Here is a 17,357-nt window from a genome sequence, read left to right on the forward strand (position 1 = left end):
GCTTTGCACCCACCCAGGCTCGGGCGCTGTCTTATTTGCATTCACTCCCGATCAATCCGCGCCTGATAACAATTGTTGCGGGCCGAGCGAATGTGGATATAGGCGACGCGTGGATCGGTGAAAATCTCTTCGGCCTGTCCCAGCATGTGGTCATTCTCCACCACCGCGCCGGTGCCATAGACGATACGGTCATCCTGTCCGTAACCCTTGATCAGATAGTCGGGGGAGCCTTGCAGCACCTCGGGCATCGCGTCCCCTTCGTGGCGGGAGCATTCCTCTGCACAAAGAAAAATCGGCCCGACCTCGGCATAGGGCTGCGGGGTGGGAAAGGGACGGTGGGCAAGGATCAGCATCCCGGCGCCTTCGGGGATGTAGCGCAGGCAGTGGCGGCAGGGATTTCCGGCTCCGCCTGATGTGCTACGTTCCGGTGTCTGGCCGTTTGCATCAAGGCCTCCGGCCTGCAGGGCGCGGGCGGTGTCGGTTGTAAGGGCGGTGATTGTCAGCATGTCTGTCTCCTGTTCTGACGCGACATTGCCCGCAGTGTCAGGGCGGTGGCGACCCGGATCCTGCGCATCTGGCTGATGGTGAAAACAGGCAGAGGCTCCCGCCCGTTTCAAAACCGGCAGGGCCGGATTTTCCCCGGTTGGGCGTGGCGCGGATCCCCCCTTCGGGCGGGATCCGCGGGGCGGCACCCTGTGGCGGAATGGGTGACTCGAAATAAGAACAAAACGTGAATATATACTGGAGGCATGTCTGTTGAATTCGCGATTCTGTCCAACTTCACCTTTCTCACCGGGGCGTCGCACCCGGAGGAGTACGTGGAGCGTGCGGTGGCGCTGGGGATTGAGGCGCTGGCGATCGCAGACGAGAATTCGGTGGCCGGGATCGTACGCGCGCACAGCCATTGCCGCGATATTGCCCGGCGTGTGGCAGAGCGGCAGGCCTGGGACCGGGACAATGCGCTGATCGGACCGCCCCGGCCTGCGGATGTGCCGCCAGCGCCGTCTTTTCCGATCTATGCGGTGCCGCGGCTGATCCCGGCAGCGCGGCTGGTGTTCGCCGATGCGCCGCCGCTGATCGCCTTGCCAGAGGATCGTACAGGCTGGGGGAGCCTGTGTCGGCTGATCTCGGCTGGGCGGTTGCGGGCCGAGAAAGGTGCCTGTCATCTGGAACTGGCTGATCTTCTGGAGCAGGGCGAGCGGTTGCACCTGCTGCTTCTGCCACCGGCGGGACACCTACCGGGCGGCGCGGGCGGATGGGCGCCGCATATGGAGGCGCTGACGCGCTGCTTTGCCGGGCGGATGCACCTGATGATGGCACCTGTTTATGATGGGCGGGATGGGCGTCGCTTTGCCCGGCTGGAGGAACAGGCAAACACGCTGAACCTGCCCACGATTGCCAGCGCCGCCCCGCGCATGCACCACGGATCGCGCCGCCGCCTTGCGGACGTGCTCAGCGCCATTCGCCTGCGCTGCCGGGTCGAGGATCTGGGCCGCGCCGCCCTTGCCAATGGCGAACAGCGCCTGCGTGCACCGCATGAGATGCAGCGGATCTTTCGCGGGCATGAGGGGGCGCTGACCCGGGCGCAGGATCTCGCAGCGCGGCTCACGTTCTCGCTGGATGAGCTGCGCTATGACTGCCCGGACGAGGGGCTGGAGGGTGAAACCCCGTCCGCGCGTCTGCGCCGCCTGGCAGAAGAGGGACTGATCTGGCGCTATCCCGCAGGCGCGCCGCCAAAGGTGCGCGACATGCTGGAGCATGAGCTGACCCTGATCGCCCGTCTGAAATACGAGCCTTATTTCCTGACCGTGCGCGACATCGTCGATTTCGCGCGCTCCCGCGGGATCCTGTGTCAGGGGCGTGGCTCGGCGGCGAATTCGGTGGTGTGTTATTGCCTGGGCGTCACCTCGGTCAGCCCGGAAACCGGCACCATGGTGTTTGAGCGCTTTGTCTCCGAGGCCCGCGATGAGCCGCCCGACATCGATGTGGATTTTGAGCATGAGCGCCGCGAGGAGGTGATCCAGTGGATCTATGACCGCTATGGCCGCCACCGGGCGGGGCTCTGCGCGACGGTGATCCATTACCGGGGCAAGCGCGCCATCCGCGAGGTGGGCCGCGCCATGGGGCTGAGCGACGATACCATTGCTGCCATGTCCTCGCAGCTGTGGGGCAGTTTTGACCGCAGCGGCGGCGGCGATGCCCGCCTGCGCGAGATCGGGCTGGATCCCGACGCGCCCCGCCTGCGCCAGACGCTGGATCTGGTGGGGCAGATCATCGGCTTTCCCCGGCACCTGTCCCAGCACGTCGGCGGTTTCATCATCACCGCGGGTCGGCTGGATGAATTGGTGCCGATCGAGAACGCCACCATGGAGGGGCGCACGGTCATTTGCTGGGACAAGGACGATATCGATGCGCTGGGCATTCTCAAGGTCGATGTCCTGAGCCTGGGCATGCTGACTTGCATCCGCAAGGCATTTGACCTCATGCGGCAGCATCACCGGTTGGATTACGCGCTGGCGACGCTGCCGCCCGAGGATCCGGCGGTCTACGACATGCTGTGCCGGGCCGACAGCATTGGTGTCTTTCAGGTCGAAAGCCGGGCGCAGATGAATTTCCTGCCCCGCATGCGGCCGCGCAATTTCTATGATCTGGTGATCGAGGTGGCGATCATCCGCCCCGGCCCCATTCAGGGCGATATGGTGCATCCCTATATCCGTCGCCGCAATGGCGAGGAGCCGGTGGAGTTCCCTTCCGATGCGCTGGGTGAGGTGCTGGGCAAGACTATGGGCGTGCCGCTGTTTCAGGAGCAGGCGATGCAGATCGCCATGGTGGGGGCGGGCTTCCCCCCTGAACAGGCGGACCGGCTGCGCCGTTCGCTGGCGACCTTCAACAAGCACGGAAATGTGTCGGAATTCCGCAGCCTGTTCCTGCGCGGCATGGCGCGCAATGGCTATGATGCGGAATTCTCCGAGCGCTGCTTTTCCCAGATCGAAGGCTTTGGCGCCTATGGCTTTCCCGAAAGTCACGCGGCCAGTTTCGCGCTCTTGGTCTATGCCTCGGCCTGGATCAAATGCCACCATCCGGGGATCTTTGCCTGCGCTCTGCTCAATTCGCAGCCGATGGGGTTTTATGCGCCTGCGCAGATCGTGCGGGACGCCCGCGCCCATGGGGTTGAGGTGCGCCCCATCTGCATCAACGCCAGCTACTGGGACAACGTGATGGAGCCGGACGGGCAGGGCGGGCTGGCGCTGCGCCTTGGCTTCCGACAGATCAAGGGGCTCAGCGACGAGGATGTCAGCTGGCTCACGGCGGCGCGCGGCAATGGCTATACCGAGGTGCAAGACGTCTGGCGTAAGGCGGGCCTGCCGCCGCCGGTGATCGAACGACTGGCCGAGGCCGATGCCTTTGCCGTGCTGGGGTTGTCGCGCCGTGAGGCGTTGTGGCAGGCCAAGGCGATCACCGCAAAGAAACCCCTGCCGCTGTTCGAGCGCGAGTTGGAAGGCGAGGCCATTGATGAACCCACTGCCCATCTGCCGCAGATGCCTCTGGGCGAAGAGGTGGTGGAGGATTACGTCGCCATGCGCCTGTCTTTGCGTGCCCATCCCGTTGCGCTGCTGCGGCATATCCTGACGCCAGAGGGGTAAACGGCACAGAACAAGGATCGCGTCCGACCCTGGGTGGGTGCAAAGCGCCCTCCCATGGGGGAAGGGGCGGGCGCGGCCCTCACGCTTACCTGCGCCCTTTGCCACATCTGGCGCTAACGGCGGTTTCCCATTTCGCGGCAAGCCTGTAGAAGGCCTCTCAACGCTGACACAGCCCGACCATGGCGGAGATGAACCGATGAGCAGACCGAAACCCGTTGTCCCCAAACCCGTCGTACTCTGTATTCTTGATGGCTGGGGCGCCGGGGAGCCGGGGGTGGCGAATGCGCCCTATCTGGCCAAGACGCCGACCTTTGATGCGATCATGGAAAAAGGCCCCACCGCGCGGCTGATCACCCATGGGCCGGATGTGGGCTTGCCTTCGGGGCAGATGGGCAACTCCGAGGTCGGCCACACCAATATCGGCGCCGGCCGGGTGGTGGCAATGGATCTGGGCCAGATCGACCTTGCGATCGAGGACGGCTCTTTCTTTGACAATGCCGCCCTGCAGGAGTTCATCGCCAAGCTGAAGAAAACCGGCGGCGCCGCGCATTTGATGGGGCTGGTCTCGGACGGGGGTGTGCACGGGCATATCACCCATATCCTGGCGGCGATCAAAGCGATCCGCGACGCAGGGGTTCCGGTCTGGCTGCACGCTGTGACCGACGGCCGTGACGTGGCCCCGAAATCGGCCTTTGGTTATTTCGAGGAACTGAAGGAAAAGATGCCCGAAGGTGCCCGCGTGGCCACGGTCACGGGGCGCTATTATGCCATGGACCGCGACAACCGCTGGGAACGCGTCAAGGAAGCCTATGATGCGATGATCAAGGGCGAGGGCCGTGCGGTGCGCGATGCCCACGACGCGGTGGATCACGGCTATAACCAGTCGGAAACTGATGAATTCATCAGCGCCAGCGTGGTGTCGGGCTACACGGGCGCACAGGATGGGGATGGCTTCTTCTGCCTCAATTTCCGCGCCGACCGCGCCCGCGAGATCCTGCGCGCTATCGGCGAGCCGGGCTTTGCCGATTTCGACACCGGCCCGCGCCCGCAATGGGCCGCGCTGCTGGGGATGGTGGAATATTCTGAAGGACATAACGCCTATATGACCACCTGCTATCCCAAGGCGCCCATCGTCAATACGCTGGGGGAATGGGTCGCGAAACAGGGACTCACCCAGTTCCGCTTGGCCGAGACCGAGAAATACCCGCATGTGACCTTCTTCCTCAATGGCGGCAAGGAAGAGCCGGAGGTGGGCGAGGACCGTTACATGCCGAAATCGCCCAAGGTCGCGACCTATGACCTTCAACCCGAAATGTCGGCGCCTGAGGTGACCGAGAAATTCGTTGAGGCGATCGAGAAGGGCTATGACCTGATCGTCACCAATTACGCCAACCCGGATATGGTCGGCCACACTGGCGATATTCCGGCGGCGATCAAGGCCTGCGAGGCGGTGGATCAGGGGCTGGCCAAGGTCGTCGCGGCGCTGGAAAAGGCGGGCGGCGCCATGCTGGTGACCGCGGACCACGGCAATTGCGAAGTGATGATTGACCCGGAAACCGGTGGCGCCCACACTGCTCATACCACCAATCTGGTGCCGCTGGCGCTGGTCGGCGGCCCCGAAGGCGCCAAGCTGCGCAACGGACGGCTGGCGGATCTGGCGCCGACGCTGCTGGAGTTGATGGGCCTGCCGAAACCGGATGAGATGACCGGAGAGAGCCTGCTTGCATGATTGACCGAGCCCTTCGCCTGATCCCGGGGCTGGCCCTGTGCCTGCTGATGGCAGCACCTTTGCGCGCCGAGACGGCAGCTGCCCGCGCCGCGCGGGAGGCCGCCGCCCAGCTGGAGGCAGCAACGCTGCGGATGGAACAGGCCGATGGCGCCCGCGACCGGGTCAAGGCGCTGAGCGAGACGATCCATGCCTATGAAGCCGGTCTGGCTGCTATGCGGGACGGGCTGCGCGGCGTGGCACGGCGGGAAACCCAGCTCACCGCGCAATTGCAGTCGCGCGAAGGCGAAATTGCCGAGCTGCTGGGGGTCATCCAGACCATTGAAACCTCCTCGCCGCCGGTGCTGATGCTGCATCCTTCGGGGCCGCTGGGCGCGGCGCGCTCGGCGATGATGCTGGCCGAGGTTGCACCGGGGCTTAATGCGCGGGCCGAGGCGCTGCGTGCGGATCTGGAAGAGGTGCAGACCCTGCGCCTGTTGCAGCAGGCGGCGGCGGGCAAGCTGGAAGAGGGGCTGAGCGGCATCCAGCAGGCGCGCACCGCGCTTTCGACCGCGATTGCCGACCGCACCGATCTACCACGGCGGTTTACCGAGGATCCGATGCGCACGGCGGTGCTGATCTCCTCGACCGAGACACTGTCCGGCTTTGCCAGCGGGCTGTCGGAAATTGCCGACGGTGCGGTGATCGAAAGCCGCGCCGACATCAGCGATCTGCGCGGCGATCTGCCGCTGCCGGTCGAAGGGCTGGTGCTGCGCGGCTATGGCGACCGCGATGCTGCCGGGATTGCCCGCCCGGGTCTGCTGGTTGCGGCCCGTCCGCGGGCGCTGGTGACCAGTCCCACGGCGGCGACGATCCGCTATCGCGGGCCGCTGCTGGATCTGGGCAACGTGGTGATTCTGGAACCGCAGCCGGACACGCTGTTTATCCTGTCAGGGCTGGCAGAGGTCTATGGCACTGCCGGTCAGGTCATTCCCGAAGGCACCCCGGTGGGTTTGATGGGCGGTCAGACCCCGCAGGCTGGTGCGATTTTGTCACTAAGCGGTGAAGGGGGTGGAACTGACCGCACAGAAACGCTCTATATAGAAGTCAGAATGGACAACAGTCCGGTGGACCCGGAAACGTGGTTCCGCACCGGAAAAGGTGGATGAAGGTTTCATGAAAAAATTTGCGATGGCCGCATTTGGCGGCACGCTGGCAGGGATCGTTGCAACAACCTATGTCGCAGGCCCGCTGCTGGCGCAGGAAAGCGCCCGCGAGACAACGGTCTATGAACAGCTGGACCTGTTCGGTGACATCTTCGAACGGATCCGCTCCCAATATGTCGAAGAGGTCGATGAGAAAGAGCTGATCGAAGCTGCCATTGGCGGCATGCTCTCCTCGCTGGATCCGCACTCAAGCTACCTGTCGCCCGACGACGCCGCCAATATGCAGGTGCAGACGCGCGGTGAATTCGGCGGTCTCGGCATCGAGGTCACCCAGGAAGAGGGCTTCGTCAAGGTTGTCTCGCCCATCGATGGCACCCCCGCCGATGAGGCCGGGATCGAAGCGGGCGATTTCATCACCCATGTGGATGGCGAAAGCGTCCTCGGCCTGTCGCTGGACGAAGCGGTGGAAATGATGCGCGGCCCGGTCGGCTCCGAGATCATCATCACAGTGGTGCGCGAAGGCGAGGCGGAACCCTTTGACGTGTCGATCATCCGCGACACCATCAAACTGACCGCCGTGCGTGCCCGCACCGAAGGCGACACCGTCGTGATGCGGATCACCACCTTCAACCGTCAGACCACGCCGAACCTGGAATCCGGTCTGAAAGAGCAGATCGAAGCCGCCGGTGGCATCGACAATGTGAACGGCATCGTTCTGGATCTGCGCAACAACCCGGGCGGCCTGCTGACCGAGGCGATCCAGGTGGCCGACAGCTTCCTTGAAACCGGAGAGATCGTGTCGACCCGTGGCCGCAACCCGGAAGATGGCGAACGCTTCAACGCGACGCCGGGCGATCTGTCGGGCGGCAAGCCGATCGTGGTTCTGATCAACGGCGGCTCTGCCTCTGCGTCGGAAATCGTCGCGGGCGCGCTGCAGGATCACCGCCGCGCCATCGTGGTGGGTACCAAATCCTTCGGTAAAGGCTCGGTTCAGACCGTGATGCCGCTGCGGGGCGATGGCGCCATGCGCCTGACCACTGCGCGTTATTACACGCCGTCGGGCCGGTCGATCCAGGCGTTGGGCGTCAGCCCCGACATCGTGGTCGAGCAGCCTCGCCGTCGTGTTGGCGAGGAAGAAGAGGAAAGCTCGGTTGCAAACCGCTCCCGCTCCGAAGCGGACCTGCGCGGGCGTCTCAACAACGACAGCCTGACCGAGGATGAAATCCGTCAGATCGAAGAAGACCGCGCCAAGGCCGAAAAGGCCGCCGAGCTGCGCGAACAGGATTATCAGCTGGCCTATGCCATTGACATCCTAAAAGGTCTGTCGGCGCTGGGTCCGAACGACTGATCCCAAAATCCACCTGATTGTCCAAAGGCCGCTCCATCCGGGGCGGCCTTTTTCAATGGTTTTGTTATGCAGGCGTAGGCCCCTGAGACCGGATGTATGGTATCGGGGGCTGAACCCGTCCGCTGTCAGGGCGTCACTTCAAATCGGTGAAGATCTGCGAAGCAACACCAGCCTCAAGCAGGGCTGCCCTGATCTCGTCGATTGCATTGATGTCGGCTGAACTGACGATGACCACTTCATTGACTACCAGCGAATAGAGCGGCGCGTCGGGCGCAAGGTTTGCCAGATATTTCTCTGCCGCCAGCTGAGACTTCGGCCCCCATTTGCCATCGTAGGCCACGCCAATCGTGTATTGCGCGTCCATGGTCATTTCCTTGCTCACGGGTTTGCCGTCGTTCAGATCCAGCAAGACCTTCTGAAGCTGCGCGTCATCGGTGATGCGGTCCGGAATGAATACGTTGGTGCAGGTCTCGACTTCTCTGTATCTGGTGACGGTGTTCTTGCTGGTTTCATTGGCGATGGCGCCGCCAACAATTGCGCCGACGGCAGCGCCGGCATTCTTGTCGGTCACCACCTTGCCGATCACGCCGCCAACAATCGCCCCGCCAATGACCTTTTCGGGACTGCCGCCTTTGACGGTCTCCTGATACGGCACCATCTGGGTTTCGCATCTTGTTTCGTATGAACCGGCAAATGCCTGAGATGCCATCAGAACAGCTGTCGCTGCTGTCGCCAAAAGTTTCATGTCACTTTCCTCCTTATGCAGGCAGCATGGTCTTGCCTCTGCATCTTATGACCATCAGCCGTTCACCGTCTGGCCAGGCACAGGCTTTGCCGGGGATCCAGTCGGTATTCCCGTACTCCTTATAAAATAAGTGTGCGCTCAACTGTTATTCAATATCACGGGCCGATTCTCCATGTGCCTAGGCCCGAGGCGCGCGATTCAGGAGAGAGGCTGGTATCCTCCGTTTCCTTGCACTTGATGAGAAGAGATGCCCGGAAACCGGCGGCAGCCGGGACCGGTCTGCGTTAGGGTAGGGCATGATGTTCGACCTGCCTGATTCCGAAACGCTTTATGCGGCGCTGCTGGCGCGTGATGAAACCTATGAAGGGCGCGCCTATGTGGGCGTGACCTCGACCGGGATCTTCTGCCGCCTCAGCTGCCCGGCGCGTAAACCAAAGCGTGAGAACTGCCAGTTCCACGCCACACCCGGCGCCTGTATCGAGGCCGGGTTCCGTCCCTGCAAACGCTGCACGCCGCTGGCGGCGGCCGCCGGGGAGGATCCGATGGTGCAGCAGCTTCTGGCGGCGCTGGAGAAGCGCCCCGCCTATCGTTGGCGCGAAGCGGATGTGGCGCGCATGGGGTTTGATCCCTCTACCGTGCGGCGCAGTTTCCGGCGCCATTTCGGGATGACCTTCCTGGAAATGGCCCGCCAGCGACGCCTGCGCGAAGGGTTTACCACGCTCAAGGCCGGAGAGCCGGTGATTGCCGCCCAGATCGAAGCGGGGTTCGAGTCCCCTTCAGCCTTTCGCGCGGCCTTTGCCCGGCTGACCGGGCTGGCGCCGGGTACCTTCCGGCAGGATGCGCTACTGCTTGCGGATTGGATCGACACGCCGCTGGGCGCGATGATCGCGGTCAGCTGCCCGCACCGGCTGCATCTGCTGGAATTTGCTGACCGCAAAGCGCTGCCGCGGGAAATGGCCCGGCTGCAAGCTTCGCAGCCCGGCGGTATCGGCTTTGGACGTCCTGCGCCCACCCAGCAGGTCGCAGAGGAATTACAGCGCTATTTCAGCGGTGATAGCGCCCGGTTCGAAACGCCCATCGCGCTGCATGGAAGCGCCTTTCAGCGCGAGGTCTGGGGCTACCTGCGCGGCATTCCGGCAGGAGAGACCCGCAGCTATTCCCAGATTGCGCAGGAGCTGGGCCGCCCGTCGTCCAGCCGCGCGGTAGCGCGGGCCAATGGCAGCAACCAGCTGGCGCTGGTGGTGCCCTGTCACCGGGTGCTTTCGGCGGATGGCAACTTGACTGGCTATGGCGGCGGATTGTGGCGCAAACAGCGGCTCATTGAAATCGAAGCCGACCTTGCAAAGCGTGCACGGCCTCAGGCGGTTTCCACGCAGTGACGCCGAAAGGCGCGTTTCAGCATATCAAGCTCGGCCCGGAGCAGCTCCACTTCGCAGCGCATATCCTCGGCTGCCACATCACCGCCGATCAGGGTGAAATGCGCCAGCGTCTGATCCGCCGCCGCGTCGGTGATGACAAAACTGTGCACCCCATCGGCGATGGCTTCGGTAGGTACGGTGATGACCAGCTCCCATTCGCCGTCGCGGCTGCCTTCGCTAAGTGCGACCTGTTCAACCGGCTGATCCAGATACAGAACCCGGATGTCCGGCGGCGTACCTGTGACGGGGGCGTTGCTGATCCGGCCTTCCCATTTGCCATTGCGAAAGCGGATCTTGGTGACGGTCAGGTCGCTCATGTCACGGGTCCTCACAGGTTGGCGCGGCGGTGGCGCGCAAAAGTCAGGTCGCGCAGGACCACCTGGTTCATGTCCGGTGCTTCGAAAATCAGGTCCAGCCAGATATTCTCGATGCGCTTTTCGTTGAGGTTGGAATAGGCAAGATCGTATTCCACAGTCACCTTGCGGTCGCCCAGCGGCAGTTCCCGCACGATCTGTTCGGTGTTGGGGCCATGGCTGATGTTGAGCCGGGCAAAGATCTCCAGCGGCTTCTCGGTTTCGATGATGCTGTCGACCCGGATCAGATGCTGCCGGGTCAGCCCGCTGCCCGCGTCCTTGGGCAGGGCGATCACCAGTGACAGGAAGGAACCATCGAAACTGAACACATCCATACGCAGGCCAAAGGGCGCGAGGTCCTCTTCACGGGTGTTACGCAGCTGGCGCAGGGTCAGCTCGGAATAGCTGCAATCGTGGAACATCTGCACATCCTCGCCCAGCTTGGCCTTGGACGGGACCGAAGACAGACCAGCGACCGGCAGCGGCCCGCGCCAGGGTTCGGGGCGCCAGGACCAATCGGTGCCATGCGGGCGCGCAAAGGAGGAGGAGCCGATCTGCGGCAGGGCGAGACGTCCGTCCGCAACATGGATCAGCTGGTCCAGCTCGGTCTTGAGTTGCCGCGCTTCTGTGCGGTGGCGGCGCAATTCGGTCAGGGAAATGCTGCCAGCTCCTGCAACGATCCGGCGCCAACGGCGCAAGGCGCGGCGGTGCAGCAGTTTGTCCAGGATCCTGCTCATGACTTCGGTTGCCCTGCCTTTATCGTTGCCGTGGTGGTGTTGCGGTTGGTGCCTGCGCCAATCTAGCCCTGCAACATCAGTCAAATAAACCGGCAATCCGCTTTCTTAGGGAGAGTTTTCCGCCACTGTCACCTTCGGGCGCGCCTGCATGACTGGCCCGGGCATCAGGGCGGGCGAGAGGACGCAATGCGCCTGAGGCGGTGCGGCGGGGGCTGCGATCTGCCGGGGCGCGTTGTGCGACTTCCTCGGGGGCGGGTTCTGGTCGCGATGCTTCCCGTGTCAGCTCCGCCATCTGCTCCAGCAGCGCGGCGCCGCGCTCGGTCAGCAAGGGGCTTTTTGCCGGGGCATAAAGCGCCAGCACGATCACGTGACCCTCCAGCACCATGGCGCCGCGCCAATGTTCGGGGCTGGCTCCGGCGGCGCTGTGTCCCGGCATATCCAATTTAACCAGGGGCAACGGGCCATTCTCGCGGCGGGCGACGATATGGGCGCCGGGCGTGCTGTCGGCCAGATCGGAAACTGACGGTGCCCTGCCTTTGGCCGGAAGTTCGCCTAAGGTTGCGGTGATAACGCCCGCGTTGCGACTGCCAAAGAAACCGGGCCCGCCCAGCAGGTCACAGCGCGGCAGCAGGGCAAACCCGTCTGCCGCATCGCGCCGCAGCATCTTGGGGTCAAAGCAATAACCTCGTGGCGCCGCAAGCACCACCTCGGCGCCCTGCATGCGGACCTCTGTCAGCCTGGAAGGCGTACCTGTGCCGCCGGGCGCCGCAAAGGAAAATCCGCCGCCGGGCACCTGGCCGCAGGCGCTGAGCAGGGCGCAGAGACCAAGCGCAGCAATGCCCAGACGGGGCTGCAGGCGCTGCTGCGCGCAGGGCATGCTGTCCCGCCGCGCAGAGCACATTGTCCTGATCGTGCCTGTGACAGCCGTCATGATTGCTTTGTCGCGCAGATCCCCTGCTCCCCCCGGCATCAGATTATCGTTATCCTGCGTTTACAAAAGGGATAAAGGCCTGAAACACTTACGACAAGAGTGAACACCCGCCCGAGGGGTACCTTGCCAAGGCGCAGCCAGATGCATAGTTACGCAGGATTCTTTCAGACCGGCACAGGCCCGGCCGTGGCACAGGTATCACGATGAAACGTCCGACGCCCATGAGGGCGGGCAGCGGGCCGCTTAAGCGCCCGCAGGATCTGCCCGCGACTCTCTTTTCTTTTATCTGGGCGTATTCGCGCCGCCAGCAGCTGGTCTTGCTGGCGCTGACGGTCTTGACCTTTCCGTTTCTCTACGCCTCGCTGGAGCTGCCCAAGCGGATCATCAACGACGCCATCGGGGCCGAAACGCCTGTCATCATGGTCTGGGGTCAAGATATCGCTCAGGTGGAATACCTGCTGATCCTGTGCTTTGGCTTCCTTGCAGCGGTGGTGATCGGCGGCATGATGAAGATGCGGCTCAACACGCTGAAGGGGATCGTAGCCGAACGCCTGCTGCGGCGGCTGCGCTACACGCTGATCAACCGAATGCTGCGGTTCCCGAAACCCTATTTCCGCACCACCAGCCAGGGTGAGCTGGTGTCGATGATCACTTCCGAAAGCGAACCCATGGGCGGGTTGATGGGGGATGCGGTGGCGCAGCCGGTGTTCCAGCTGGGGCAGATGCTGACCATCGTGGCCTTCCTGTTTATGCAAAGTGTTTGGTTTGGGCTGGTCTCGATCGCGCTGATCCCGCTGCAGGCCTGGCTGATCCCGATGTTGCAGCGGCAGATCAACCTGTTGAACAAGGACCGCATCCAGGAGGTGCGGATGCTGGCCTCGGAAATCGGAGAAACCGCCGCCGGGATGAGCGATCTGCGCGCCAATGGCGGCTGGCGTTACCGGATGGCGCAAGTGTCGGACCGGCTGGGGCGTCTGTTCGAGATCCGCCGCCGGATCTACACCAAAAAATACTTCATGAAGTTCCTCAACAACCTGATCGGCCACATGACACCCTTCGTGTTTTATTCGGCCGGCGGGGTGCTGGCGATCCGGGGCGATATCACGGTGGGCGCGCTGGTGGCGGCGCTGGCCGCTTACAAGGATCTGTCGGCCCCGTGGAAGGAACTGCTGACCTATTACAATCAGGTGCAGGATATGAGTCTGCGCTGGAAAATCATGCTGGAGCGGTTCGCGCCGCGCGGCATGATCGATGCCGAGCTGATCGAAGGCGAGCCGAGCGAGATCCCGCATCTGCGCGGCGATATCGAGTTGCGCAATGTCTCGGTGCGCGATGCCGACGGGACGGTGGTCCTGCAGGATATTTCGCTGACCATTCCGGCGGGCGCCCGCGTTGCGGTCAAAAGCACCAGTGACGCAGAGCGCGCGGCGTTCGGCCAGTTGCTGGTCCGTGAAACCTTGCCGTCGCAGGGCAGCATTCAGGTCTCGGGGCACCGGCTCGACAGCCTGCATCAGGGGGTGATCGCGGCCCGGATCGGCTATGCCTATTCGCATCCCTATCTGTTTTCCGGATCACTTGGAGACAACGTGTTGATGCCGCTGCGCAGCCGCCCGGGCAAGATCAGCCGGGATCAGGCCACCCTTCGCAAACAGGTCGAATCCAAGCGCGCGGGCAACAGTGGCGATCTTCTGGAAGCGGATTGGGTCAATCCCGAATTGGCGGGGCTGGGATCCGAAGGCGATGTGCGCGATTGGTGGTTCCAACTGATCGAGGCAATGGGCATCGACGAGCAGTTGTTCCAGCGCACCCTGCACGCGCGGTTCCAGGATGGCACCCACCCGGCGCTGGTGCAGCATATCATCCGCCTGCGCCCGCTGATCCGTGAACGGTTGGAGGCCGAAGGTCTGGATGATGCCGTCCACCATTTCGATCCCGAGCGATTCAACCCTGCCATGCCACTGGCGGGCAACCTTTTGTTTGCGGCGCCGTCGCGCGACATCCCGGTCGAAGAATTGCTGGCACCGGACGGGCTGTTGCTGCGACTGGTACGCGAGCAAGGGCTGACCGGGGAAACCATGGGGATCGGTCTTGGCGTGGTGGAAACCCTGATCAAGACCTTTGGACGCGAAGATATCGATCACCCGCTGTTCCAGCGGCTTGGCCTTGAAGAAGATCTCTATCGCCGGATTTGCAGCGCTGCCGAACGCTATGCCGCGCAGGGGGCTGATGATCTGCCCGAGGCAGAGCAGGCGCTGCTGATGACGGTGCCGTTCCTTTTGACCGAAGAGCAGATCGGCAGCGGGCTACCGGCCGGGTTCAAGGAACGTATCCTGAAAATCCGCCAGAGTCATGCGGCGCAGTTGATCGCCCAGACCGGCGGCTTGTTCCGACCTCTGGATCCGAAATCCTACTTTCCGCGGCTGACGGTTCTTGAAAATGCTCTCTTCGGCAAGATTTCGTTGCGGGCTGGGGCGCGGGCAGCGCAGGTTGAATCGCTGGTGGCCGAGGTGCTGGATACCCACGGGCTGCGCAAACGGCTGGCGTTGATCCTTTACGATCTGCCAACCGGACTGGGCGGATCGCTGCTGGAGCCGGTGTTTCAGGAACGGGCCGCCTTTACCCGCGCCGCGATCAAACGGCCGGACATTCTGATCCTGGACAAGGTGCTGGCCAGCCACACGGCGGAAAACCGGCTGCGTACACGCGAAAAGCTGCGCGATCTGATGCCACAGACCACGATGATCTTCATGGAAGACACCATCCAGCATCCGGAGCGCTACGATCTTTATGTCGAAATCCGCGATGGCCGGATCGACGGGGTCGAGCGGCGCCCACTGGGCAGCCCGGAAGGCGCCGCCGCGGCCGATTTCTCTGCCAAGTTCGATATCATCGCCGCAACCGAGCTGTTCTCGCAGCTGGATGCGCGCAACCAGCGTCTTCTGGCATTTTCGGCTGGCTGGCACGAGGTTCCGGCCGGGGAGATGGTTTTTTCCCACGGCGACAGCGGTGATGCAGTGTACCTGTGCCTGTCGGGCCGAGCCGATCTGACCTTCCCCGATGCGCCCGCCGGGGCGCCGCCGGTGACGGTGATCGAACCGGGGCGGCTGATCGGGGACCTGGCGGTGATTCTGGATCAGCCGCGGACCATGAACCTGCGCGCCACCGAGGATTGCCGTTTCCTGCGCATCGGTGCTGCGGAATACCGCGCGGTGATCGAAAGCGATATCAACGTCGCGCTGCGCTTGTTAGAGACGGTGGCGGGTAATCTGGCGACTGCCCGGGACAAAATGGTGTCCATTGCCCACCAAACGGGCGGTACGATCAGTGAAGACAGACCTCTGAAGGATGCGGATCCGAATGCTGAATAGACAGAATTATTCCGCCCATGAGGCGCTGGTGCGCAGCGCCCGCAGGAAACCGCAGCTGTGGCGGCTGGGGCTTGGGCTGGTTCTGATCTACCTCATCAGCTTTGCCCTGTCCTCGATAGTGCTGCCGCTGCTGGCGGCGCTGTTCCCCGGCGTCTGGCTGCAGGGGTTGCGCGATGGCAGCACGCCGGGGGCGATGCTGGTGCTTCTGGGCGGTTTCCTGTTCATCACCGTGGGCGTGGCGCTGTGCGCGCGGCTGCTGCAGGATCGGTCCTTCCTGTCGGTCGTCGGTCATCCGAGACCGCTGGTCCGGCAGTTCATCCGGGTTAGCCTGTATCTTCTGGCGCTGGGCATCGCCCTGTCGCTGCTGCCGCCCTATGACATGGGGGAACCGCTGCAGCCCAATCTGGAACCGGGGTTGTGGCTGTCGCTGTTGCCGGTGTCGCTGCTGGTGGTGCTGATCCAGACCAGTGCCGAGGAAATCGTCTTTCGTGGCTATATCCAGCAGGGTCTTGCGGCGCGCTTCAAAAGCCCGGCGGTCTGGATCCTTGGCCCGTCGGCTCTGTTCGCGCTGGGCCATTACCTGCCGGCCGAGGCCGGAGAGAATGCGCTGTTGATCACCCTCTGGGCCGGGGTGTTCGGCTGCATGATGGCGGATCTGACCGCGCGGGCGGGCACGCTGGGGCCTGCCATCGCGGTGCATTTCTTCAACAACGTCACCGCGCTTCTGGTCTTTGCCTCTCCCACCAGTCTTTACGGACTGTCGCTCTACCTGATGCCCTATGAAATGTCCGATGGTGCTGCGTTGCGCCCCTGGCTGGCGGTCGACTTTGCCATGATGCTGGTGACATGGCTCACGGCGCGGCTTGCGATACGCCGCTGATTGCATTTGTGCGCAATGAGTCTTATCTGAGGGGCCAAACAGCCCCTACAGAGGCACGATATGAACTGGATCACCAACTACGTCCGGCCGCGGATCAACTCGATCTTCTCGCGCCGCGAAGTCCCAGAGAACCTGTGGACCAAGTGCGATGAGTGCGGCACCATGCTGTTTCACCGCGAGTTGAAGGACAATCTGAACGTCTGCACCAACTGCGGCCATCACATGCACATCACCCCGCGGGACCGGTTCACGGCCCTGTTCGACGGTGGTGTGTTCAGCGAGGTCGAGGTGCCCGAGCCGCTGGCGGACCCGCTGAAGTTCCGCGACCAGAAGAAATACCCAGACCGCATGAAGGCGGCGCAGAAGAAGACCGGCGAAAAAGAGGCCATGCTGGTCGCTGCTGGTGAAATGGGCCGTACGCCCATCGTGGCGGTGGCCCAGGACTTTTCCTTCATGGGCGGCTCCATGGGCATGTATGTGGGCAATGCGATCATTGCCGCCGCCGAAGAAGCGGTAAAGCTGCACCGGCCGCTGATCCTGTTCTCTGCCGCAGGCGGTGCCCGCATGCAGGAAGGCATCCTGTCGCTGATGCAGATGCCGCGCACCACCGTGGCGGTGCAGATGCTGAAAGAGGCAGGCCTGCCCTATATCGTGGTTCTGACCCATCCCACCACCGGCGGTGTGACGGCCTCCTATGCGATGCTGGGCGATGTGCAGATCTCCGAACCCAACGCGCTGATTTGTTTTGCAGGCCCCCGGGTGATCGAGCAGACCATCCGCGAAAAACTGCCCGAAGGGTTCCAGCGTGCGGAATACCTGCTGGATCACGGCATGCTGGACCGGGTGACCCCGCGCACCGAGCTGCGTGAGGAGCTGATCACTATCGTCCGCATGTTGATGAGCATGCCACCGCAGGTGCACGGCGATCTGCCTGCGCCGGAACCGGTTGCCGAAGAGCTGCCCGCGCCAAAGGTCGAAAACGACGCGGGATCTGCCGCAGCCGCAGAGGCCGATAGCAAATAGCCCTGTCATTGAAAGAAGCGCCCGTGCTGGGTGCTTTGC

13 protein-coding genes are annotated in these 17,357 nt (G+C 63.3%); 8 read left to right on the top strand and 5 right to left on the bottom strand.

What is annotated here, in order from left to right; genetic code table 11:
- Positions 1-41 precede the first annotated feature (41 nt).
- Positions 42-506, bottom strand: a complete 465-nt coding sequence (locus tag SM763_RS07230; protein ID WP_368998106.1) for a DUF1203 domain-containing protein — start codon at positions 504-506, stop codon at positions 42-44.
- Positions 507-749: 243 nt separating this feature from the next.
- On the opposite strand from SM763_RS07230, the gene SM763_RS07235 reads away from it, so the two are divergent.
- The 4 genes from SM763_RS07235 to SM763_RS07250 all read left to right on the top strand — a co-directional run bounded on the left by SM763_RS07235 (position 750) and on the right by SM763_RS07250 (position 7,863).
- The gene (locus SM763_RS07235; RefSeq protein ID WP_368998107.1) at positions 750-3,644 is read left to right on the top strand and encodes an error-prone DNA polymerase; all 2,895 of its coding nucleotides are present in this window, start codon (positions 750-752) and stop codon (positions 3,642-3,644) included.
- Between the two features lie 196 nt (positions 3,645-3,840).
- A complete protein-coding gene (gene gpmI / locus SM763_RS07240; RefSeq protein ID WP_274830384.1) occupies positions 3,841-5,373 on the top strand; it encodes a 2,3-bisphosphoglycerate-independent phosphoglycerate mutase in 1,533 nt (510 codons plus the stop codon).
- Positions 5,370-6,518 carry a murein hydrolase activator EnvC family protein gene (locus tag SM763_RS07245; RefSeq protein ID WP_368998108.1) on the top strand — a complete coding sequence of 383 codons (1,149 nt, stop codon included), beginning with the start codon at positions 5,370-5,372 and terminating at the stop codon, positions 6,516-6,518. The genes gpmI and SM763_RS07245 overlap by 4 nt, the downstream gene beginning before the upstream one ends.
- Positions 6,519-6,525: 7 nt before the next feature.
- Positions 6,526-7,863, top strand: coding sequence for a S41 family peptidase (locus SM763_RS07250; protein WP_065273605.1), 1,338 nt, complete (start codon positions 6,526-6,528; stop codon positions 7,861-7,863).
- Between the two features lie 133 nt (positions 7,864-7,996).
- On the opposite strand, the gene SM763_RS07255 is transcribed toward SM763_RS07250, so the two are convergent.
- Positions 7,997-8,608, bottom strand: a complete 612-nt coding sequence (locus tag SM763_RS07255; protein ID WP_368998109.1) for a glycine zipper 2TM domain-containing protein — start codon at positions 8,606-8,608, stop codon at positions 7,997-7,999.
- 296 nt (positions 8,609-8,904) lie between these two features.
- On the opposite strand from SM763_RS07255, the gene SM763_RS07260 reads away from it, so the two are divergent.
- The gene (locus SM763_RS07260; protein ID WP_368998110.1) at positions 8,905-9,987 is read left to right on the top strand and encodes a bifunctional transcriptional activator/DNA repair enzyme AdaA; all 1,083 of its coding nucleotides are present in this window, start codon (positions 8,905-8,907) and stop codon (positions 9,985-9,987) included.
- Here the strand turns inward: SM763_RS07260 and SM763_RS07265 are convergent.
- The 3 genes from SM763_RS07265 to SM763_RS07275 all read right to left on the bottom strand — a co-directional run bounded on the left by SM763_RS07265 (position 9,966) and on the right by SM763_RS07275 (position 12,086).
- Positions 9,966-10,343: a hypothetical protein gene (locus SM763_RS07265; protein ID WP_274830379.1), complete on the bottom strand. Its 378-nt coding sequence runs from the start codon at positions 10,341-10,343 to the stop codon at positions 9,966-9,968. The genes SM763_RS07260 and SM763_RS07265 overlap by 22 nt on opposite strands.
- An 11-nt stretch (positions 10,344-10,354) precedes the next feature.
- Positions 10,355-11,116 (bottom strand): DUF6478 family protein, encoded by a 762-nt coding sequence (locus SM763_RS07270; RefSeq protein ID WP_368998111.1) that lies wholly within the window; start codon positions 11,114-11,116, stop codon positions 10,355-10,357.
- 76 nt (positions 11,117-11,192) lie between these two features.
- Positions 11,193-12,086 (bottom strand): hypothetical protein, encoded by an 894-nt coding sequence (locus tag SM763_RS07275; RefSeq protein ID WP_368998112.1) that lies wholly within the window; start codon positions 12,084-12,086, stop codon positions 11,193-11,195.
- 164 nt (positions 12,087-12,250) lie between these two features.
- Here SM763_RS07275 and SM763_RS07280 point away from each other — a divergent pair, with 164 nt between their 5' ends.
- The 3 genes from SM763_RS07280 to accD are packed head-to-tail and all read left to right on the top strand — an operon-like array spanning position 12,251 to position 17,318.
- Positions 12,251-15,415, top strand: coding sequence for an ABC transporter transmembrane domain-containing protein (locus SM763_RS07280; protein ID WP_274838208.1), 3,165 nt, complete (start codon positions 12,251-12,253; stop codon positions 15,413-15,415).
- Positions 15,405-16,295 (top strand): CPBP family intramembrane glutamic endopeptidase, encoded by an 891-nt coding sequence (locus SM763_RS07285; protein WP_065271644.1) that lies wholly within the window; start codon positions 15,405-15,407, stop codon positions 16,293-16,295. The genes SM763_RS07280 and SM763_RS07285 overlap by 11 nt, the downstream gene beginning before the upstream one ends.
- A 60-nt stretch (positions 16,296-16,355) precedes the next feature.
- Positions 16,356-17,318, top strand: coding sequence for an acetyl-CoA carboxylase, carboxyltransferase subunit beta (gene accD, locus SM763_RS07290; protein WP_274833271.1), 963 nt, complete (start codon positions 16,356-16,358; stop codon positions 17,316-17,318).
- The last annotated feature ends 39 nt before the right edge of the window (positions 17,319-17,357 follow it).

Origin of the sequence: Pseudophaeobacter sp. C1-32P7 (assembly GCF_041008775.1) — a bacterium.
Taxonomy (GTDB): Bacteria; Pseudomonadota; Alphaproteobacteria; order Rhodobacterales; family Rhodobacteraceae; genus Phycobacter; species Phycobacter gallaeciensis_A.